We start from the raw sequence: 21008 nt of genomic DNA on the forward strand, positions 1-21008 counted from the left end.
ACTATAGAACATTCAACTTTCGTTTTATCATTCCACTTTTTCATGTTATTATTTATTTCCGAGCATATCGGGAAAAGTAAACTTAGTTAATTCGAAATAGGAGCGTTGGTACTATGCAGTGCATTGAAACAAACAACTTACAGCAGTTGTTAGAACAAGTAAAACCATATACGAAAAAAGGAAAACTTGCTACTTATATCCCCGAACTAGGAAATGCAAATCCAGATGATCTAGGGATTGCTATTTTTCATAAAGAAACAGCATATATCCATGCTGGTAACTCACAAACACTATTTACTCTTCAAAGTATTTCTAAAGTAATTACACTTGCCCTTGCCCTTTTAGACCGTGGTGAAGAATATGTATTTTCTAAAGTTGGAATGGAACCAACTGGTGACCCATTTAATTCTATTATTAAGCTTGAAACGACAAGTTCTTCCAAGCCTCTTAATCCAATGATTAATGCGGGTGCATTAGCTATTACAAGTATGCTAGCTGGTAATGATAACGAGGAGAAGATGGAACGCATTCTTCAATTTGTGCGTGATATAACAGACAATCCTACTATTAGTTATTCTTCTAAAGTTGCCACTTCTGAATTAGAAACAGCTTACTTAAACCGTTCACTTTGTTACTATATGAAACAAAATGGCATCATCGATAACGATATTGAAGAACTTATGGATTTATATACGCGTCAATGTGCAATTGAGGTTAACTGTATCGATCTAGCACGTATTGGTTTAATCTTTGCAATGGATGGATATGATCCTTATAAAAAGAAACAGATCATCCCTAAACATATTACGAAAATTTGTAAAACATTTATGGTTACTTGCGGGATGTATAATGAATCTGGTGAATTTGCAATTCGTGTTGGAATCCCTGCAAAAAGTGGTGTAGCGGGCGGAATTTTCGGCTGCGTAAAAGGCGAAATGGGAATCGGTATTTTCGGACCAGCTTTAGATGCAAACGGAAATAGTATCGCTGGTTTTAAAATTCTTGAATTACTTTCTGCCCAAGAAGGTTGGAGTATGTTTTAATTTAGAAGTTATCCTGCTATATTGGCAGGATTTTTTATTTCACAAAAATCCGTTCTACTAGGCATCAACACACTTCAAAAAACAGTAATAAAAGTTCTCTTTATTATGCATATTTGCTCCCCCCTCCTGAATAATATAGTACAACCTAGCGCTGTATGTGGAGGTGTAAAAGATGAAACTCATATTTCAAATGGAGAAACAACCTGTTCTCGAAAAAACAATTCTTCTTTTCATATTGAGTATTGTAGAAAGTTTGAAACTAAAAGTTGTTTCACTCGATGAAGCTCACCGATACATATTCAATTTAGAAGTGCTTGAACTATTAATGGATCGGAACATCGATGATCAAGTACTAGAACTTATTCATTTCGGAATGGGACTTGAAGACATTTACCATGTACTTCCCGAAGAACTTGAGCATAGTATCGAAGAACTGAAATGGCTTTGTATTCAAGTTTTAAGTGAGTACAGTATGCATGATGATGAATGTGCACAACTAATTGAAGATATACGCTAAAAAGCACCTATGCAGGTGCTTTTACTTTTTTAAACCTTTTTACACACAAAGATTTGTATAATACTTACAATCTTTCATTACCGTGAAAAGATTTCACGTCGATATATGCAATTTCTTAGTGTATTTCCAAGGAAATACTCGAATACTGTTTTCCCTATCATTCTTACAACAATTGATCAATTCCAATAAGAATTAATAACACACCTGCAATTATAGTTGCCCATTTCCCTAAGTATTCAGCTAAAAATCTTTTACCAACATACGTAAAACCACTAATACAAATAAAACTAAAAACTCCAGAAATACATGCCGTAAGCCAAAGATTTAAATTTGTTACTCCAGCATCAAATCCACCTGCAATATTGTTTATGGACAATGCAACTCCTAAAACAATTGCTTCAGAAAAACTAATTGTTTTAGAACCATCAAAATCTGCTTTTTCTGGATCACGTAAAACCCCCATAAGTACACTACTATCTTTAGATTCTACGGTATCTTTTTGACTCAAGAAAGGCTGACATAAAATAAACACCCCGATTATTCCTAAAACGATTGCTCCAATAATGTTTGCTGTGAACTCTGAAATAAATAATGCGATCCAATTCCCAAAAAATCCAGCTAGTAAAGTAAATAAAAATCCAAAAAATGCGATGATAAAATTGTTAAGCCACGAAATTCGAATTTTACGAATGCCATATGCAATCCCAACACCTGCATTATCTAAATTAGACGCAATCCCGATTAAAAAAATTGAAAATAAACCTGCCGTACTCATCATGCAGTCACCCCTTTTCTCACTTTTCATTGCATATTATGAAAATGTTGAGCAACTGTGCCTGTCTGTTTCATATACTTGTAATAAATGCTCAACATTTTTTCAACGATAGACAATAGAAAAGGAGTGCCTACATTATGCCCAATGAAAATCCAAATGAGCGGCTCGGTAAATTAATAAAGAAACTGTTAAAGGAGCGCGCTCTATCTATGCGCCAACTAGGAACACTTACAAATATTGATCCTGCAACAATTTCAAGAATAATTAATGGCAAACAACAACCGAAGCAAAACCATTTACAAAAATTCGCAAACTGTCTACAAGTTCCACCGCAATTATTACTTGATGAAATGTACCCTGACTCTCCACACATAAATAAGGAAAAAGCAGATATGTACACATCTCTCGATACAATTCAGCAAACATTACAATCCTCTAACCTATTCGACTTCGAATACACAACAACTCGTGTGAAACAAGAACTTGAAAATTACGAGCGCTATGCTCAAACTACAGAAGGCGAAAAACGTATTCACGAGAGTTTCAAAAGTAAAATAGAACAAATTGATAGTGCTGGTCCTTTCATTGAGCAATTAACAAATATGTACCAACAATTTTGTACAGAAACCATTTCAACCGAAGAGCGTGCAATTATTGGGGGTGCCTTACTATATTTCATTTTATCAACAGACATTATCCCCGATTATCTTTTTCCAATCGGCTATTTAGATGATGCGATTGCCGTTGAATTAGCTAAAGAGAAATTAATTGAAATAAAACGAAAAACATAGAAAAATAAAGAACTATTTCAGTTGTTTATGTTCAACTCTGAAATAGTTCACTAAAAAAGCGTACAAGTACATACCTGTACAATTTCAACATACTAATCTATTTTTTTGTATGACACCATTCATATATGAACGCTGTTATTACTTTTGTAAATTCAATTAACTGCTCAACTTCAACTTTCTCATTTATTGAATGAGCTTCTTCTAATGTACCTGGTCCGTAAATAACAGCTGGAATGTTAAACTCACTAAACCATCCGCCATCAGTTACCGTTGCTGACATATTTAAAATTGCATTTTTAGATAAAATAGATTCATGTACTGAACTTAGCGTTTTTACAGCAACATGTTCGCTATCTACTTCTAAAGAAGGAAAAATTTCGCCACGATCCACAATCATTGATTCTCCGCCCCACTTAAATTGTGGTGGGTTCTCGCTTAACCATGGATCTGCTGCTGCCACTTTTCCTAAATACTCTTCTATTTCTTCTATTATTTGTTCATGCGTTTCATTTGGATAAAAATGTACGGTTATCCACAATCGGCACTCATCCGCAATAAATGCCGCATGACGTCCTCCTTCAATAACAGCTGGATTAATTGTTGTTGTTCCAGATGGATAGCCTTCATATGTTTTCATGACTGCCCAATGACGCTCTAATTCTTGTAAGCTTTGGACAATCTTCATCATTTTCTCAATCGCACTTGCGCCAAACAAACGGCCTCCAGCATGAATCATTTGTCTACGTGTTGCATCATGAAACGTTTGCGGGCTTTTCACTGTAATCCATCCAGTAATTACGCCTCCCTGCCCTTGCATATGTAAATTACTTGTATCAACTACTACTGCAAAATCAGCATCATAACCACGCTTACAACATTGAAGTGTCCCTGCTTCTCCTACTTCTTCGCCAATTACCGATTGAAAAATTAAATCTCCAGGTAATTCAATTCCCACTTCTTCTAAAAGCTGAATAGCAAATAAGGCTCCAGCTAGTCCACCTTTCATATCTGCCGCGCCTCTCCCAACTAACCAACCATCTTTTATAAACGGCTCAAATGGATTTGTTTCCCACGGCTCGTCCTTTGATACTTCTGCAACATCTATATGTCCATTAATAATGAGACTTTTATGTGACTCACTTGCTATCCCTTTTTTCACTCCAACAACATTCGGATCATTCGGATATACATCCCACTTATCAATACTAAAATTTCGTTTTTTTAGAAACTCTGCCACAAATTCTTGCGCCTCATTTGTATTTCTTGCTGGTGGTGCTGGTGTTTCAAAGCGAATTAAAGCTTTTGTAAGTTCTAGTAGCTCGTCTTTTCGTAAATCAATCTGTTTTAATAGCTGTGAAACTTCTTGATTCATTGCTAATTCCCCTTTGCATACGTAGTATGTTTCCAGCTTTATTTTTACAAAAAAAGAGACTGTTTACAATTCTACAGTCTCTAAATTCCTTGTTATTATAAATTAAATTTCAACTATAAACTTTCTAATTCTGTTGTATTCATCTTTTCGATATGTTCTATTTTACTTTTCTTACTTCTTGTAGCACGGTAAAACAGTAAACAAACGATCATAAATGGAATACCACAATATAATGCCATTCTTTGTTCTGGAATAAAAGCCATAGCTACAATTACTGTTAAATTTAATACTAAAGCAAGAATTGGAACAAATGGATACAGTGGTGTTTTAAATTTCAAATCCTTAATATCTCCCCCTTGCTTCACGTATTTCCTTCTAGCTAATAGGTTAGATAAAGCAATAGATGCCCAAACTAATATCGCTCCAAACCCAGCAATAGAAAGAAGCCATAAATAAACTGTATCTTCCGCATAAATACCTGATAGTAATGAGAGACACCCTACAAACGTACTTACAATCAATGCATAAATAGGAACACCGTTTTTAGATAACTTACCAAAAATCGGGCTAATCATTCCTTGATTAGACATAGACCATAGCATACGGGAAGTTGCATATAATCCTGAATTCGCAACTGATAGTACCGCTGTAATAATAACGAAATTTATAATATCAGCCGCATAAGGAATACCAATTTTATCAAATACAACTACGAATGGACTTTCTATAACTCCTGCTTGCTGCCAAGGAAATAGTCCCGCAAGAATAAAAATAGATAGTACAAAGAAAATAAGTATGCGCCAAACTGTATTATTAATTGCCTTCGGGATAGTTTTCTCTGGATTTTCACTCTCACCAGCTGCAATACCAACTAGTTCTGTTCCTTGGAAGGAAAAATTAACTGCAATCATCGTAATTAAAATGGCTGATAATCCATTTGGGAACAATCCACCATAATCAGTAAAGCTAGAAAACATCGGCGCTGGTTCATTTCCTTTCATATCTAGAAAACCAAACATTGCTGCCCCGCCCAAAATAATAAATGCAATGATTGTAATTACTTTAATACTTGCAAACCAGAATTCAACTTCCGCAAAACTTCTTGAAGATAATGCATTAATAGCAAAGAGCAACACTGCGAACACTACACACCAAATCCATGACGGTACATCAGGAAACCATCGTTTCATCAAAATACTAACTGCAATTAGTTCAATGCCTATCGTAGCCGTCCAGTTTAGCCACGACATCCATCCCACTACATAACCCGCTGCAGGTGAAATATGTTTTGTAGCATATGTTTGATACGATCCTGCATCCGGCATCGCGACTGCTAACTCCCCAAGACAGAGCATCGTTAAATACATAACAAATCCACCGACAAGATACGCTACAATCGCTCCTCCAGGTCCAGCTTCATGAATTGTATAACTGGATCCTAAAAAAAGCCCAGTACCAATAACCCCTCCGAGTGCAATCATAAATATGTGCCGACTTTTCAATTCCCTTTTTAATCCCTGGTTTTGATCCATCATATAAATCCCCCCTTTTCACTTAGTAAACCCTTTTAATGTAAGCGTTTTTAAAACCCTTCATAGTAAAAATAATTATTAAAAAGTGCAAAATACATATTACTACTATTAATCACTACCTGTTATTAAAAGGTCATCCCTCACTGTTATTAATAATTTTTGATCAGCGATAGCTTGTCCTTCTACCACTTCTAATGATTCAATATAACCACTGATTCCCACTTTAATTTCTACTTTCTGTTTATCTATCGTTTCAATTAACGCTAATTTTTCCCACTCATATACGTAAGAACTTTCAGTAACAAATAATTTCTCTACTTTCCCGTAACAAGGACTATACACGCCTTCTATAACCGTCTTCACTTTATAAACTCCCCCTTTTATTAATTGGCACTGAAACGTTGCATAACCTATAAAGATTCATAATCCCCCTACTCTTTAAATTTAGAGATTTCAACTACTATTCATGCAAGATACGTACCAACCTCAATATCTATGTAAAATTAGGATTTCGCACAAAAAAAAACGGCATAACCGCAAAATTTTTCTATCATTTGAAAAGTTTTAAGCAGAAAATAGCAAAAAAATTTTGCGATTTTATAAGAATTTTAATAAAATTATAAAAAGTCAGTCTTCATTAGGGTATAACGAGGAGAAGATAATGCATGCATACAGAAGAAATCAATTTTAAAAAGATTATTGAAATGAATATGCTATATGAAACTTTACTCAATGAACTCGATATCGGGATTCATATTATTAATGAGGAAAGTAAAACGATTATCTATAACCGCAAAATGATGGAAATTGAATCAATGGACCGCTTAGATGTGCTAGATAAAAATCCTTTAGAAGTATTTGCATTCGAAGAAAATAAAAATAGTACTCTTATAGAGGCGTTAAAACTTGGAAAAACAAACAAAAATATAAAACAAACTTATTTTAACAATAAAGGACAAGAAATTACGACGATTAACGATACTTTTCCTATAATAGAAAATGGAAAAATTAAAGGCGCTATTGAAATTTCAAAAGAGATTGGTCATTTAAAGCAAACAATGAAAACGAACCTTTCTCGAAAACAAAATACTAAGTTTACCTTTGATCACATAATTGGTGATTCTAGAGCTATTCAATCGGTCATTGCAGAAGCAAAGAGAGTAATACGTACATCCTCCTCCATACTTATTGTCGGAGAAACAGGGACTGGTAAAGAGCTATTTGCGCAAAGCATCCATAATGAAAGCCAGCGTTCAACAAAGACATTTATTTCGCAAAACTGTGCCGCCATACCAGAAACCTTAATGGAAAGCCTACTATTTGGTACGAATCGAGGTGCTTTTACAGGAGCAATAGATAAACCTGGTTTATTTGAAGAGGCAAATGGGGGAACTTTATTATTAGATGAAATCAACTCATTAAGCCCAGCACTTCAAGCTAAATTATTGCGTGCTATACAAGAAAAAACAATACGAAGAATTGGGGGCGCGCAAGAAAAAGAAATTGATGTTCGTATTATAGCAACTATTAATGAAGACCCTCTTGAAGCCATAGCGTACAATCGATTAAGGCAAGACTTATATTACCGATTAAGCGTTGTTACTTTATGTCTTCCACCTTTACGGGAACGAAAAGAAGATATTGCATATCTTGTTCAACACTTTATTGAAAAATACAATATCCAATTTGATCTTAGCGTAAAAGATGTAGATTTAAACGTAAATAACTTCTTCTATAAATACGATTGGCCTGGTAATGTGAGAGAACTAGAACATATAATTGAAGGATCCATGAACTTAATAGAAGATGAAGATATCATTACAGCGTTCCATATGCCAACGCACTTTCGCGAACTAGCAAAAAAGGAACTCAATATGCAGACTCCACTAACTAGTCACAATACTGATACGCCACAAAATTTAAAACGTATAATCGAAGAAATGGAAAAGAAATATATCCATCAAATTCTTAAAGAAAATAAAGGTAATATCTCACAAGCCGCAAAATTTTTAGGATTGAGTAGACAAAACTTACAATATCGAATTAAAAAATTGCACTTACACATATGAAATGAATCTTTCTCCAAGTGTAAAGAAACTGGTAAAATATGTCATAATAAACGTATAATATGCTAGAGAGGGGCAATGTATATGAGTAATGATAAGAAGTTGAAGTTATTACACTACTTAGGTCTTTTCCCTACCATTCTATGTATAATGCTATTCATTGATATGAGCAGCTTTCCTTATGCAAAGCTATTAGCCACAATTAGCGGCTCCTTTGCAGCTATTATGCTTGCTGCTTTTTGGAATTTGAAGCTACGTATGAAAAGAGAAAAATCTTCTTAAACGAACAAAGTTAATTATCATAAAAAACACGAGACGGTTACCGCTCTCGTGTTTTTTCATTCTACTCTCTTTATCTCAATGATTTGAAATTTAACTCAAAATTAGTTATATACTGAAAAAATGTACTTTAGTAAAATCGACAAATTTCGACATTTTGTTTTCATTATATTTGTTATCATGTAAGTTCTAAATCTGACATTTCAACATCTTTGAAGATTGTTTATATAAACTTCACTTATGTTAATAACATGTAGTTCATTTTGTTGAACTAACAAATTGTGAGTTGGATGAAAAAGCTAATAAATATTTTCTAAAAGGCGGTTACTATGAAAAGAACAGCAGAATTTGTATTAGGATTAATTGGTGGTATATTCGGGATTTTATGTGCATTCATTGCTTTATTTATCGGAGGCATAGGAGCAGCAGTTGAAGCTGACGGAGCTAATCAAATTATTGGATTAGGCTGGGCTGCTGTAGCTCTTTCAATATTGGGGATTGTTGGATGTGTTATGGTTAAGAGCAAAGCTAAAGTAGGTGGCATTATGATGACTATCGCTGCCATTGGTGGATTTATTTGTATTTCTATTGTTTACTTATTACCAGGTGTTTTATTATTAATCGGCGGATTAATGGGGATTTTCCGAAAAGATAAGACTACTGCATCAGCATAAAAGAAGAAGCACTCAAATGAGTGCTTTTTTCTTATTCATATCTTTTCTAAAACTCAATCTTCTCCAAGTACAATCCACTCGCCTCAGCAAGACAATTAATTTGATTACGTTGTTTTTCCTCTAAAATGTTTGGAATTGCGTCCGCCTCTAATTGTCCTAATCCAACTTCAATTAATGCTCCAACAATTTTCCGCACCATGTTATGAAGGAATCCGTTACCACTTACTCTAATTTGTACAAATCCTGATTCTTCTGAAACATCAAGTGTATACACTTCTCGAACCATAGATTTTTTCTTAGACTTTGCATTTGAAAAAGCAGTGAAGTCATGTGAACCAATTAAATGTTTCGCAGCTTCTTTCATGCTTTTCACATTTAATTGTTTATTCACGTGCATGCTGTATTTACGCATAAATGGGTTCGTATGCTCTTCATTCCAAATTTTATAAAGATATGTTTTTGCTTTAGAATTGTAACGAGCATGGAAACGATCTGGTACTTCTTCTACACTCGTAATACTAATATCATTTGGTAAATATTGATTTAAATACTTTTTCACTTTATGTTCTACTAACTTCTCATCACTTTGAAAGTTAGCTACTTGGTTCAAAGCGTGTACACCAGCATCCGTTCTACTACAGCCGATAATTTCAGTTTCTTTTCCGACCATTTCAGATATTATACTTTCGATTTTCCCTTGAATCGTATTGTCATTATTCCCAAGACGTTGCCACCCTTTATAACGCGCACCGTCATATTGAATCGTCAATTTATAATTGTTCATCGTATTCTCCTTACTTCCATTCGCTAAATAAAATATACCCTCACATAGCTCCTGCTTTGTGAGGGACATATCCTTATTGAATGTTACTTTCTAACAAGTTTCACTACATTTTCTACATGAGCTGTATGTGGGAACATATCAACTGGTTGCACATACTCCACTTCATAACTCTTCATTAATGTTTGCACATCACGTGCTAATGAGGATGGATTACAAGACACGTAAACAACTTGTTTCGGTTTCACTTTTAAAATCGTTTCAAGTAATTTATCATCGCAACCTGTACGCGGTGGATCGACAACAATGACATCTGGACTCCAGCCTTCTTTCACCCATTTTGGTAACCATTGTTCCGCTTTACCAGCTTCATACTTTGCATTTGTGAATCCGTGGCGTTTTGCATTTTTCTTTGCATCTTCAATCGCTTCTGGAATTACATCCATACCACGTACTTCCGCTGCATCATTCGCAAGCCAAAGTCCAATCGTACCGACACCGCAATACGCATCCACAATCTTCTCGTTTCCTGTTAAAGCAGCTGCTTTTTTCGCTTCATCGTATAAAACAACCGTTTGTTCTGGATTTAATTGGAAGAATGCGCGTGCTGATAATTCAAATGATAAATCACCTAGTGTTTCTTGAATTACTTCTTTTCCAGCTAATTTAAATGTTTTATCACCGAAAATAACAGATGTTTTACGCCAGTTTACGTTTTGCATAATTGATTTAACACTTGGCATTTGTTTTTGTACTTCTGCGATAAATTGATCTTTATTTGGTAATTCTTCTTTTGTTGTAATAAGTGTGACTTGCACTTCCCCTGTTTGAACTGCAGTACGTGTCACAATTGTGCGTACTAAACCTTTTTGTTTTTTCTCATTGTAAATAGAAACATTTAATTTTTCTAATATACGTCTTACAACTTTTGTCGCTTCATTCGTTGCTTTATGTTGAATCATGCAATGAGAAATATCAATTAACTGATGTGAGTTTTGCTTATATAACCCTGTAATAACCTTTTCGTCTTTACGCCCCACTTGCAATTGACTTTTATTACGATAATGCCATGGATTTTCCATACCAAGCGTCGGGCGAATTTTCTCTTCTAGACTGTCATTCATATACTTCTCGAATGCTTGTACAACGATATCACGCTTTTGATTTAATTGTTCTTTATAATCTAGATGCTGCAATTGACAGCCACCACACTCCTCATATACTGAACATGGTGCTTTCACACGATGTGGTGATGATTTACGAACTTTTTTCACTTTCGCTTCAGCGAAGCCACGCTGAATTTTCGTTGCTTCAGCAACAACTTCTTCTCCTGGTAATGCCCCTGGAATGAAAACAACTTGTCTCTTAAAATAACCAACGCCTTCTCCGTTAATCCCAAGACGTTTAATTGTCACAGGAAACGTTTGACCAACTTCCAACTTACTCTCTTGTTGCTCTTGTATCATTATTACACCTCTACTCTATACTTTTCCATAAATATAACGCTGCATAACTGCAATATGGTTCACACTCTTGTTTCACTTTTTCTAAAAATGCATCATCAGGCTTATTATCTAATTGAAATACACCTTGTACTGCGCGCTGAATTCCAATGTCTGCTTTTGGAAACATATTTTTCCGACCAAGCCCAAACATTAAAAAGTTTTGCACTGTCCATGCTCCAATACCCCTTATTGGTAACAATTGTGCTGATACTTCTTCTTCTGTTTCGTTTTCTATCCTTGCTAAATCTAATGTACCGCCTACAACATGTTTTGCTAATCCTACTATATATTCGGCTTTTCGCTGACTAAACTTCTGCTCTCTCAATTCTTCTATTGAAATGTTCGCTACTCTTTCTGGTGTTGGGAAAAAGAAAACGCCGTTCTTCTCTGTCCCATATCGTTTTACAAATTGATCTGTTAGCACAGTAGCAAATTTCAAATTTATTTGTTGATGAATAATACAGCGAAGAAGACAAGCGAAATAATCGAATTCTAAAATAATTGGAGTATAAGCATATGTTTCAAATAGTGGACGTAATGATGTGTTTAAAAAATGATTTTGTATATTTTGAAACGGTTCATTCCAGTGAAAAATGGACCTCATTCGTTTCATTACTTTCTCTTGATCTCCTGCCTGACTAGAGATCCAAAACTGTGGATTTTGAACAGTACCAATCCCTTGCAAACGAACAACAATCTGTTCTTCGTCTATAAAAAGCGGGACATAAATTACTTTCTCGTCTAATTGAATGACGTTTAACGGGTCGAAAGATAAACGCTTTAGTACTTCCTCAAAATGGTACGGATATTCTAACGTAACATGTTCGCTCCACATACGTTTCCCCATCCTTTTTACACATCATTATAGCATGAGAAAACCGCAAGCATACATGCTTACGGTTGATTGCTTTTTACTAAATCATCTAGGCTTTTAAAATGATACCCTTTCTCGCGCAAATCATCAATGATTTTCGCAAGTGCTTCTGCATTATCTTTTGATATTGCATGAAGTAACAAAACAGATCCTGGATGAATCATAGTCATTACATTATTATGAGCGTATTGCCATCCTCTTTGCTGATCTACTTTCCAATCAAGAAACGCAAGCGACCAAAACACGTTATGATATCCCATTTCTTTCGTAAGAGCTAACGTTCTTTCGCTAAATACACCTCGCGGAGGGCGTACATATTTCACTTCTTTTTGCCCTGTTACTTTTTTAATCTCTTCCGTTACGCTCGTTAATTCTTCACGAAGTTTTGCATCATTTACTGTTGTAAAATCTGGATGACTCCAAGAATGATTACCAATAATATGTCCTTCATTTTTCATTCTTAATAATAAATCTTTTTGTGTTTTTATATAATGTCCCGTCACAAAGAAAGTTGCTGGTACTTTTTTCTCCTTTAATACATCTAAAATCTTTCCTGTATATCCATTTTCGTATCCATTATCAAATGTTAAATAAATATCTTTTTTCTTCGTATCTCCTAAATAAAACCCACCATTTTTTTGTAGTAATTCTGTATATAGTTTCCCTGCATCTGGCACCGTTTCATTTTTAGGACGTGGGATTCCCCAGCTATGTGATGTATTCGTATAAGCAAATGTTGAAACTGGAACAAGTGCCATCATAATTGAAAAAATGAGACCTATATATAACCATTTATATTTCATAAATAGTCTCCTTTCCATATATAATCGTACCTGTAGTTTCTGTTTCCCTGCTTTCTTTCATGCTGAACATGTTTTTCTATATATGCCAAAAAATGCACCTCGAATAATTCGAGATGCACTTCTCTTTACTTAAATACAGGTTCTTTAAAGCTCGCCAATTTTTCAAGTGATGTTTTATCAACATCAGCATGTAAACTTTTACCATGAGAATCCATCGTTACAACTGCTTTAAAACCATCGATACGTAAATGCCACATTGCCTCTGGGATACCGAATTGTAAGAAATCAACATCTTTCACTTCTTTAATACATTCAGCATAATATTGCGCTGCACCACCAATTGCATTTAAGTACACACCACCGTGTTCTTCTAAAGCTGCTAATGTTTTAGCACCCATACCGCCTTTACCAATTACAGCACGAATACCGAACTTTTTCATAATGTCGCCTTGATATGGCTCTTCACGAATACTTGTCGTTGGACCTGCCGCTTTAATTTGCCAATTATCATTTTCATCTTTCACTACAACTGGACCACAATGATAAATAATTTGTCCCTTTAAATCTACTGGACAATCGTTATCCATTAAATGTTTATGAATCGCATCACGTCCTGTATACATCATGCCGTTAATTGTAACAACATCACCAACACGAAGTTCACGAATTTGCTCTTCTGTAATTGGAGCTTGTAATACGATTTCACGCTGCTCTGTTTGTTCTTGCGCAGCATCTTGCTGAAGTGTATCTTCACCTTCCTGGTACAACCAATCCATAATTTCACCTGTTTCAGGATGAATTGTTACACCAAGACGACGATATGCCCAACAATTATATGCAACAGATACGTAGAAGCTTGCTGGCAAACGATTATATACTCCAACTTTGCAACCTAATAAAGTTGTTTCTCCGCCAAATCCCATCGTACCAATGCCAAGCTTATTTGCATTCTCTAATACGTACTCTTCAAGCTTTTGTAATTCTGGAACTGAATTTACATCATCTAATGTACGGAATAATTGATTTTTTGCTAATTCGTAACCTGATGTGCGGTCTCCCCCGATACCGACGCCGATTACTCCTGCGCTACACCCTTGACCTTGCGCTTGATATACTGCATGAAGAAGGCATTTACGAATTCCTTCTAAATCACGCCCAGCTCGTCCAAGTCCTTCTATTTCACAAGGCAGGCTATATTGAATATTTTTATTCTCACAACCGCCGCCCTTTAAAATTAAACGTGCATCAATGTAATCTTTTTCCCATTGTTCAAACTTAATAACAGGTGTACCTGGTCCTAAATTGTTTCCGCTATTGTCTCCAAAAAGAGAATCAACAGAGTTTGGACGAAGTTTACCATCTTTTGTCGCCCGCTCAAGCGCACTATAGATAGCTTCCTTCAGTTTTAATTGATTCACACCAACTGGTGTATAAATTTTAAACGTTGGCATCCCTGTATCTTGGCAAATTGGCGAGATATTATCATCTGCCATTTTAATGTTATTCGTAATTGTGCCAAGTGCCATCGCTGAACGAGTCCCTGCATTTTCTCGTTCTTTCGCTTGTTGAATTGCGCGACGAACATCTTTCGGTAAGTTCGTTGACGTTTCAACAATTAGTTGATACATGCTTTCTTGAAGCTTTTCCATTGTTACTTCCCCCTCAATTGTGAACGCTACCAAAACGTTATGAAATGAAAATTCCATTGTTATACTCTTCAGCTGTTTATTTATCCCGCTATTTGCGGGCAGTAAGACTCCCACCTCAAAATTCAGGTGGAGCAAAGAAGTTAGGTTGGAGATCAACTGCCCGTAAACGCCCGATTGGTGAAGGCTAATACTCAGTGGGGAATGAACTCCCCACTGAGTAAAGTTTCACTTTATTTCACGCCATTAAAGGTTAAATGAAATTTTTCACAACTTGATTATACCTTTTTTTCTATATTCCTTCTATTATCCGTACAGAAAAAGGCTGCCAATTTTGTAGTGGCAGCCTTTTTAATATATTATTCGTCTTTTTTAAATTGCTCACATTTCAGTTCTAATTCATCTAACATTGCAAGAAGACGATCTACATCTTCTAATTCTACCTCTTCTGGTTCAATCGTATCAATTACTTCAATGAACATATTTAAACGTTCTTTCAAATATACTAGTTGTGAATCTTTACCTTGAATTGCTTTTCCCATGAAGGCACTCTCCTTTTAATTCGAGTTGCTTTTATTATACCGCAAAAATGATTGCTATGGGCATGTAATTTCATCAATTTTGTCGCAGTAATTCATTATAATGTAAGCCCTCTCTCTTTTTTCACAAAAAAGTTTCACTTTATAAAAAGCACATATTCTTCTATTATAGAGAATGGACAAATTGTTATTTCAATAGTCAAAGGAGTATTTCATATGACGATATCACAAATAATGAAGCCGATTACTCCTTCTTACGATCCATGGGAAGCGTATATGGACCTTGAAGAGTACGGCAAACTACTATTAACAAACGTTGAGTTTACAACGACGACGTTATGCAATATGCGTTGCGAGCATTGCGCTGTTGGTTACACATTACAGCCGAAAGATCCAAACCCGCTTCCGATGGAGCTTTTATTAAAACGATTAGATGAGATTCCTCATTTACGTTCTTTAAGTATTACAGGCGGAGAACCTATGCTTTCAAAAAAATCCGTCGACAACTATGTAACACCACTCTTAAAATACGCCCATGAACGAGGCGTTCGCACTCAAATTAACTCAAACTTAACTATAGATTTAGCGCGTTACGAACAAATTATTCCCTACTTAGATGTATTGCACATTTCACATAACTGGGGAACAATCGATGACTTCGTTGAAGGCGGATTTGCAATGATGGAGCGTAAGCCTACTTATGAACAGCGCGCTAAATTATTTGAAAGAATGATTACAAATAGTAAAGCTCTATCAGAGGCAGGTGTACTCGTATCAGCCGAAACTATGTTAAACAAACGAACTCTACCACATATTGAACATATTCACCGTCAAATCGTTGAAGAAATGGGCTGTAAACGTCATGAAGTGCACCCGATGTATCCGAGTGACTTCGCTAGCACACTTGAAATTTTAACAAAAGAAGAAATTCGAAATGCAGTTGAACATTTATTAGAGATCCGTGATAAAAATGTGTGGATGTTATTCGGAACATTACCTTTCTATGCATGTAGCGATAATGAACACGATTTAGCTACACTAACGAAATTACATGAAAGTAAAAATGTAACTGTCCGCAATGATCCAGATGGTCGTTCTCGTTTGAACGTAAATATTTTCGATGGAAATATTATCGTGACCGACTTCGGTGATGTCCCGCTTCTAGGTAATGTACAAACAAATACACTACAAGAAGCTTACGACAAATGGTGTGACTCAAAAACAGCAAAATCATTAAGTTGCCATTGTCCTGCTGTGAAATGCCTTGGACCGAATGTTCTTGTAAAAAACAGCTACTATCCAAAAGAAGATTTCTTATCAAAAACATCAAACATTATGTTATAAATAAAAAACGTCAGCTTATAGGCTGACGTTTTTTATTTCATTGTGCATGCGATGAAGAAACAAATTTAAAAAATAAATGATCATGAATTGGAATTGCAGCTCCGATTCCTTGAGATGTAATATTTTTCACGACAAGCTTTTTTTGATTCCCTTTTAACACAAGGTAGACTTCTCCAAATGTTACTTTTCCTTTTTCATTTACTGCTGGTGTATACGCATATAAATATCCAAGTTGACTTGGACTAATATTATAAACACGCTCATGTCCGGTACCATAACCAATGGTTGTTTTAAATGAAAGTGGCAATTGTACTTTTTCAAGCGCTTTTAGAAGCATCATTTTTTTCACATCTGTAGTATCTTTCATATCTGCTGTTAAATCACCTTCGATTGTCTTTTGGGTTTCTTGCTTATAGCGAAGTGGGTATAAGCGATCCCCTCCGCGATTATCATATACATTTCGATTTACTTGCTTATATTCCCAATTAATCGATGTGTCTATTGACTCATAATTTAATGCCCATTGCCCTAAATAAATTTTCGCTCGGTACCCTACTGCAAGCGGTGCATTCGAAATTGTCGTTTCATTAAACATTCGAATTAAATCTGGGTTTTCAATTTTAATATTTGTTGTTTTCAATAATTCTTGAGCAAACTTACTCGGCTGTAAACGTGGTAAATCTTGTGCATCATTTGGAAATGTATTATCTTTTGAAATATTTAAAACAGATGAAGGCATTTTTACTTCTACTGTCGTCTTTGCAAAACTACTGTTAGGAAATAATAAAATAAACGAGACCATAGTTGAAAGACATATGCTGTACACTCGTTTCACCTGTCAGGCTCCTTCCTACGTAAAGGTATATAAATTACTGTATTTATTGTTTTCCCTCAAACACATTGTTATCCCTATTTTTCATAATAAATAAAAACCAATTCCCATAATGACATACGCAGCTAATAAAGTGCCTCCTTCAAACCAGTTTGTATCCCCATCATTTGAAATAGCAATAGTTAAGAAAACAGCTGTAATCATGGAAACAAGCTCTGGTATTGTAAATACTAACGGCATCTTTTGTGCAAAAAACATCGAAAGAAGTACTAACACAGGAGCAACAAACATGGCGATTTGTAATGTAGAACCTACTGCAATTTCAACGGCGATATTCACTTTATTTTTATACGCCATAATAATTGCAGATGCATGTTCTGCTGCATTACCAACAATCGCAACGATGATAACCCCTATAAATAACTCTGACCAGCCAAATGACTTTGCAACCGTTTCAAAAGTATGTACGAGTGCCTCTGAAACATAAGCTACCGCAATTGTTGCTATCGCTAAAACGAGTAGCGCTTTACCTTTCGACCACTCAGGCTCCTCCTCATGTACTTCTTCATCGCTCTTATGTTGATATACACCGCGGTGTGTAACTAACTTAAATAGCAATGCAGCAAGGTACATAATGATCATAATAATAGAAACACCAATACTTAATTGATACGTCTTTCCAGCATCCATTTTCATTGAAAAAATCTCTGGAATAACAAAAGCTACGACAACAGCAAATATTAATAAAGCTGAATTATGCCTTGCATCGTAAACATTAAAGCTTTGTCTTTTATATTTAAGGCCTCCTATAAAGAAGGATAGCCCTCCTACTAATAGTAAGTTTCCAAGTACAGAACCAGTTAAAGATGCTAGCACTACTTCAATTAATCCTGCTTGAAGTGCGAAAATTGAAATGATAAGTTCAACCGCATTACCAAAAGTAGCATTTAATAATCCACCTATCCGAGGTCCAGAAACAATTGCTAAACTTTCTGTTGCTCTCCCCATAAACCCCGCTAATGCGATAATCGTAATGCAATATACAGCAAACATAATTGTTTGAGGCCAATGCAATGTTTTTCCGAGTACAGAAAGTGGTACACCTATAAGCGCTACTATAAGAAATATTTTATTAAACATGCTTTCCATCCTTCCATCTTCTGTATTTCTCCTCAATATTATTATTATTCTTCTCCTAACTTGTCCGATTTCATCACAATTACGTTTAAAAAATCGAATTGAAGAAAACAGTATGAAAGATATTTAAATTGTCTTGTTTAGACAGAAAGAATTAAAAATTGAAAAGAGGTTAAAAGCATGCACTTAAAAGAAAAAATCGCAACTATTATTCAAGGTCAACGAACAGGTATATTATCTACTGTACGTAACGATAAGCCACATGGTGCCTTTATGATGTTTTTCCACGAAGATTTTGTACTATATGTTGCAACAGATCGAAATTCAAAAAAGATAACAGATATCGAGAAGAATCCAAATGTGCACGTACTACTTGGACGAGAGGGAAAGAAATTAGATGAAGATTACATTGAAGTTGAAGGTATCGCTTCCATCGAAGAAGATCAAACATTAAAAAATAAATTTTGGACTAATAGCTTAAAACGCTGGTTACTCGGTTCGGAAGATCCTAATTACGTACTAATAAAAATCAATCCTGATACAATTTATTACATCGATAGTGCTGGTGCGACCGAGCCCGAGTTTTTACGACTATAAAATAAAAATAAGCCCGCCTTAGGTGGGCTTGTTTTGTCGAAAGGTTCTTCTGAAAAAAACAATAAAATAGGTGGAACTTTCTAAAGATTCTGTTATATAATAGCAGTAACTTAAATAAACTGTATTAAAACAGATTGAGGGGAGAAATAAAAATTGATGAAAAGAGAAGAACGAAAAAACATGATTGAGTTTATTGAAAAGAAAAAAGGGATTGAACGTGACGAATTATTATTTATGACAGACGATGAAGTAGAGCATATTTATAATGTAACGTACTTTTTATATGAAGAAATAGCAGAGTAGTATAATAAACCCCCACCTTATTAAAAATATAGGGCGGGGGTTTATTTCGTTTTTTATACATGAGAATGATTTTCATGTATAATAATGTAAGATTGGAGGAATTTCACTATGAGTTCATGGCTATTATTCGCACTATTATCAGCAATTGCTGCTGCCCTCGTATCTATTTTTGGAAAGATTGGCTTAGATGGAATCGATGCCAACGTTGCAACAACGATTCGCTCTATTATTATGGCATTATTTATGGTAGGAGTTATTATTATACAAGGTAAATTTCAAAATATCGGTGATGTCCTCCTAAATAAAAAAGCACTGCTATTTATCACATTAAGTGGAATCGCTGGTGCTTCGTCATGGCTATTTTATTTTCTTGCATTAAAAACAGGAAAAGTTTCACAAGTAGCACCTATCGATAAATTAAGCGTAGTATTTTCCATTATTCTCGCGATGATTATATTAGGTGAAAAGTTAAACTTTATGACTGGTATTGGTGTAGTCTTTATTACAGCTGGTGTATTATTTGTTGCTTTCAGCTAAAAAACCGCTATTATTAGCGGTTTTTTCTTTTCCTTATGTAAATCCACACAATAAATGTTACAATTGCCGAAACTAATAAAATCCATATTCCATAATGATGGAAACTATATTCAACAAAGCGCCACTTCTCTCCCAGTTTCCAACCTAAGCCAATAAAAACACTTATCCAAATTAGTGCACCACCGTAAGCATACAAACAAAACCGCCACAATGTTAAATTTGAAACTCCAGCAAAATATGCTGTTAAATGACGTACTCCCGGTATAAAGTAGCCAATCATTAAAAGAAATGGACCGTATTTTTCAAATAAAATATGTGTTTTTTCAATATGATGTTCCTTAATTCTAACTTTCGGACCATATTTTTTTAAAACAGGGAGCCCAAGTTTTAAACCTAATATGTAACTTAATGTAATGCCAAGCATTGCACCTGCCATTCCACTTAAAAAAGCAGCTGTTCCTGACATAACTCCTTTTGAAATGTTATATCCGATAAAAGTCAATAAAAACTCATCCGGTATAGGTAATCCAACAATCCCGCCAGCTAAAGCTATAATAATTCCAAAATATCCATAATGTGCGATTAACTCGCCAATATGTTGTTCCATTCGGAAGACACATCCTATACACGATCGTTATTCCATATTGTGCCCATTCTATCTTTAAGACAAACATGGTATACATATTCACTATACATTGTTTTTATAATGAACTCTACTTCTATTCCATTCCTTAAACAGAGATTTAATCAGTGAGGTTTTTTATCCATCCCAACTGATTATTAGCCTGAACCAATCGGGATTTTACGGGCAGCAGGGCTCCTACTTAGCTTCCCTGCATTCGCTAAATTTTGGTGTAGGAGTCTTACTGCCTATAAATAGCGAGATAAAAAAATAAAAATTCATAGGCTTATTTTTTTGTTACAATAAAGGGAAGTTACTTTTTGCAACGGTTTAACTCTCAAGAAAAATGATATATCTAGCAAAAACATAGTTTGGTCTATATAATGCAACTTCTACCTATTAGAGTAACATGCACCCTTTTACATACAACATCATTTTT

Annotated in this window: 24 protein-coding genes; 11 read left to right on the top strand and 13 right to left on the bottom strand. The window is 35.0% G+C overall.

Going from position 1 to position 21008, the window contains the following annotated elements; translation table 11 throughout:
- Window positions 1–113 precede the first annotated feature (113 nt).
- Both glsA and MR155_RS24495 read left to right on the top strand, forming a co-directional pair.
- Window positions 114–1043 (top strand): glutaminase A, encoded by a 930-nt coding sequence (gene glsA, locus MR155_RS24490; protein ID WP_002010291.1) that lies wholly within the window; start codon window positions 114–116, stop codon window positions 1041–1043.
- Between the two features lie 172 nt (window positions 1044–1215).
- Window positions 1216–1560 (top strand): DUF3969 family protein, encoded by a 345-nt coding sequence (locus MR155_RS24495; RefSeq protein WP_002091149.1) that lies wholly within the window; start codon window positions 1216–1218, stop codon window positions 1558–1560.
- 163 nt (window positions 1561–1723) lie between these two features.
- On the opposite strand, the gene ytaF is transcribed toward MR155_RS24495, so the two are convergent.
- Entirely contained in the window at window positions 1724–2335 is a 612-nt protein-coding gene (gene ytaF / locus MR155_RS24500; protein WP_002091150.1) for a sporulation membrane protein YtaF, read from the bottom strand.
- Between the two features lie 137 nt (window positions 2336–2472).
- On the opposite strand from ytaF, the gene MR155_RS24505 reads away from it, so the two are divergent.
- On the top strand, window positions 2473–3126 hold the full coding sequence (locus MR155_RS24505; protein WP_002091151.1) for a helix-turn-helix domain-containing protein: 654 nt from the start codon (window positions 2473–2475) through the stop codon (window positions 3124–3126).
- A 97-nt stretch (window positions 3127–3223) separates the two neighbouring features.
- On the opposite strand, the gene MR155_RS24510 is transcribed toward MR155_RS24505, so the two are convergent.
- The 3 genes from MR155_RS24510 to MR155_RS24520 all read right to left on the bottom strand — a co-directional run bounded on the left by MR155_RS24510 (window position 3224) and on the right by MR155_RS24520 (window position 6393).
- Window positions 3224–4498 carry an acetylornithine deacetylase gene (locus MR155_RS24510; protein WP_242311317.1) on the bottom strand — a complete coding sequence of 425 codons (1275 nt, stop codon included), beginning with the start codon at window positions 4496–4498 and terminating at the stop codon, window positions 3224–3226.
- A 113-nt stretch (window positions 4499–4611) separates the two neighbouring features.
- A complete protein-coding gene (locus MR155_RS24515) occupies window positions 4612–6033 on the bottom strand; it encodes an amino acid permease (RefSeq protein WP_002166992.1) in 1422 nt (473 codons plus the stop codon).
- A gap of 105 nt (window positions 6034–6138) precedes the next feature.
- The gene (locus MR155_RS24520; RefSeq protein ID WP_000859494.1) at window positions 6139–6393 is read right to left on the bottom strand and encodes a biotin/lipoyl attachment domain-containing protein; all 255 of its coding nucleotides are present in this window, start codon (window positions 6391–6393) and stop codon (window positions 6139–6141) included.
- 302 nt (window positions 6394–6695) lie between these two features.
- Here MR155_RS24520 and MR155_RS24525 point away from each other — a divergent pair, with 302 nt between their 5' ends.
- From MR155_RS24525 to MR155_RS24535, 3 genes are all read left to right on the top strand, one after another.
- Entirely contained in the window at window positions 6696–8099 is a 1404-nt protein-coding gene (locus tag MR155_RS24525) for a sigma-54 interaction domain-containing protein (protein ID WP_242311318.1), read from the top strand.
- A gap of 81 nt (window positions 8100–8180) precedes the next feature.
- Entirely contained in the window at window positions 8181–8378 is a 198-nt protein-coding gene (locus tag MR155_RS24530) for a hypothetical protein (protein WP_242311319.1), read from the top strand.
- A 326-nt stretch (window positions 8379–8704) separates the two neighbouring features.
- The gene (locus MR155_RS24535) at window positions 8705–9049 is read left to right on the top strand and encodes a DUF4064 domain-containing protein (RefSeq protein ID WP_002091161.1); all 345 of its coding nucleotides are present in this window, start codon (window positions 8705–8707) and stop codon (window positions 9047–9049) included.
- Window positions 9050–9095: 46 nt separating this feature from the next.
- Here MR155_RS24535 and truA read toward each other — a convergent pair whose 3' ends face one another.
- The 5 genes from truA to fumA form a co-directional block, all read right to left on the bottom strand.
- Window positions 9096–9833: a tRNA pseudouridine(38-40) synthase TruA gene (truA, locus tag MR155_RS24540; protein WP_113937968.1), complete on the bottom strand. Its 738-nt coding sequence runs from the start codon at window positions 9831–9833 to the stop codon at window positions 9096–9098.
- An 83-nt stretch (window positions 9834–9916) separates the two neighbouring features.
- Window positions 9917–11296, bottom strand: a complete 1380-nt coding sequence (gene rlmD, locus MR155_RS24545; protein WP_016103455.1) for a 23S rRNA (uracil(1939)-C(5))-methyltransferase RlmD — start codon at window positions 11294–11296, stop codon at window positions 9917–9919.
- Window positions 11297–11306: 10 nt separating this feature from the next.
- Window positions 11307–12170: a DNA-3-methyladenine glycosylase family protein gene (locus tag MR155_RS24550; RefSeq protein WP_242311320.1), complete on the bottom strand. Its 864-nt coding sequence runs from the start codon at window positions 12168–12170 to the stop codon at window positions 11307–11309.
- Between the two features lie 59 nt (window positions 12171–12229).
- Window positions 12230–13012, bottom strand: coding sequence for a delta-lactam-biosynthetic de-N-acetylase (gene pdaA / locus MR155_RS24555; protein ID WP_002091167.1), 783 nt, complete (start codon window positions 13010–13012; stop codon window positions 12230–12232).
- A gap of 125 nt (window positions 13013–13137) precedes the next feature.
- Window positions 13138–14661 carry a class I fumarate hydratase gene (gene fumA / locus MR155_RS24560; RefSeq protein ID WP_087945984.1) on the bottom strand — a complete coding sequence of 508 codons (1524 nt, stop codon included), beginning with the start codon at window positions 14659–14661 and terminating at the stop codon, window positions 13138–13140.
- Between the two features lie 44 nt (window positions 14662–14705).
- Between fumA and MR155_RS24565 the strand changes: the two genes are divergently transcribed.
- Entirely contained in the window at window positions 14706–14849 is a 144-nt protein-coding gene (locus MR155_RS24565; RefSeq protein WP_242311321.1) for a hypothetical protein, read from the top strand.
- Between the two features lie 168 nt (window positions 14850–15017).
- Here the strand turns inward: MR155_RS24565 and MR155_RS24570 are convergent, their stop codons facing one another.
- Window positions 15018–15200: an SE1561 family protein gene (locus MR155_RS24570; protein WP_002010264.1), complete on the bottom strand. Its 183-nt coding sequence runs from the start codon at window positions 15198–15200 to the stop codon at window positions 15018–15020.
- A 213-nt stretch (window positions 15201–15413) separates the two neighbouring features.
- Between MR155_RS24570 and yfkAB the strand changes: the two genes are divergently transcribed.
- A complete protein-coding gene (gene yfkAB, locus MR155_RS24575; RefSeq protein ID WP_242311322.1) occupies window positions 15414–16541 on the top strand; it encodes a radical SAM/CxCxxxxC motif protein YfkAB in 1128 nt (375 codons plus the stop codon).
- A gap of 37 nt (window positions 16542–16578) precedes the next feature.
- Here yfkAB and MR155_RS24580 read toward each other — a convergent pair whose 3' ends face one another.
- Window positions 16579–17376 carry a YfkD famly protein gene (locus tag MR155_RS24580; protein ID WP_002091172.1) on the bottom strand — a complete coding sequence of 266 codons (798 nt, stop codon included), beginning with the start codon at window positions 17374–17376 and terminating at the stop codon, window positions 16579–16581.
- Between the two features lie 81 nt (window positions 17377–17457).
- Window positions 17458–18513, bottom strand: coding sequence for a calcium/proton exchanger (gene cax / locus MR155_RS24585; RefSeq protein WP_113937971.1), 1056 nt, complete (start codon window positions 18511–18513; stop codon window positions 17458–17460).
- Between the two features lie 177 nt (window positions 18514–18690).
- Between cax and MR155_RS24590 the strand changes: the two genes are divergently transcribed.
- The 3 genes from MR155_RS24590 (at window position 18691) to MR155_RS24600 (ending at window position 19947) form a co-directional block, all read left to right on the top strand.
- A complete protein-coding gene (locus tag MR155_RS24590; protein ID WP_113937972.1) occupies window positions 18691–19107 on the top strand; it encodes a pyridoxamine 5'-phosphate oxidase family protein in 417 nt (138 codons plus the stop codon).
- A gap of 156 nt (window positions 19108–19263) precedes the next feature.
- Complete coding sequence (locus tag MR155_RS24595) at window positions 19264–19410, top strand: BH0509 family protein (protein WP_000817786.1); 147 nt, start codon at window positions 19264–19266, stop codon at window positions 19408–19410.
- Between the two features lie 108 nt (window positions 19411–19518).
- Window positions 19519–19947 (top strand): EamA family transporter, encoded by a 429-nt coding sequence (locus MR155_RS24600; RefSeq protein ID WP_002091176.1) that lies wholly within the window; start codon window positions 19519–19521, stop codon window positions 19945–19947.
- A gap of 13 nt (window positions 19948–19960) precedes the next feature.
- Here the strand turns inward: MR155_RS24600 and MR155_RS24605 are convergent, their stop codons facing one another.
- A complete protein-coding gene (locus MR155_RS24605; protein ID WP_002091181.1) occupies window positions 19961–20554 on the bottom strand; it encodes a DedA family protein in 594 nt (197 codons plus the stop codon).
- Between the last annotated feature and the right edge of the window lie 454 nt (window positions 20555–21008).

Origin of the sequence: Bacillus cereus group sp. BfR-BA-01331, from assembly GCF_022663915.1 — a bacterium.
Classification (GTDB): Bacteria; Bacillota; Bacilli; order Bacillales; family Bacillaceae_G; genus Bacillus_A; species Bacillus_A mycoides.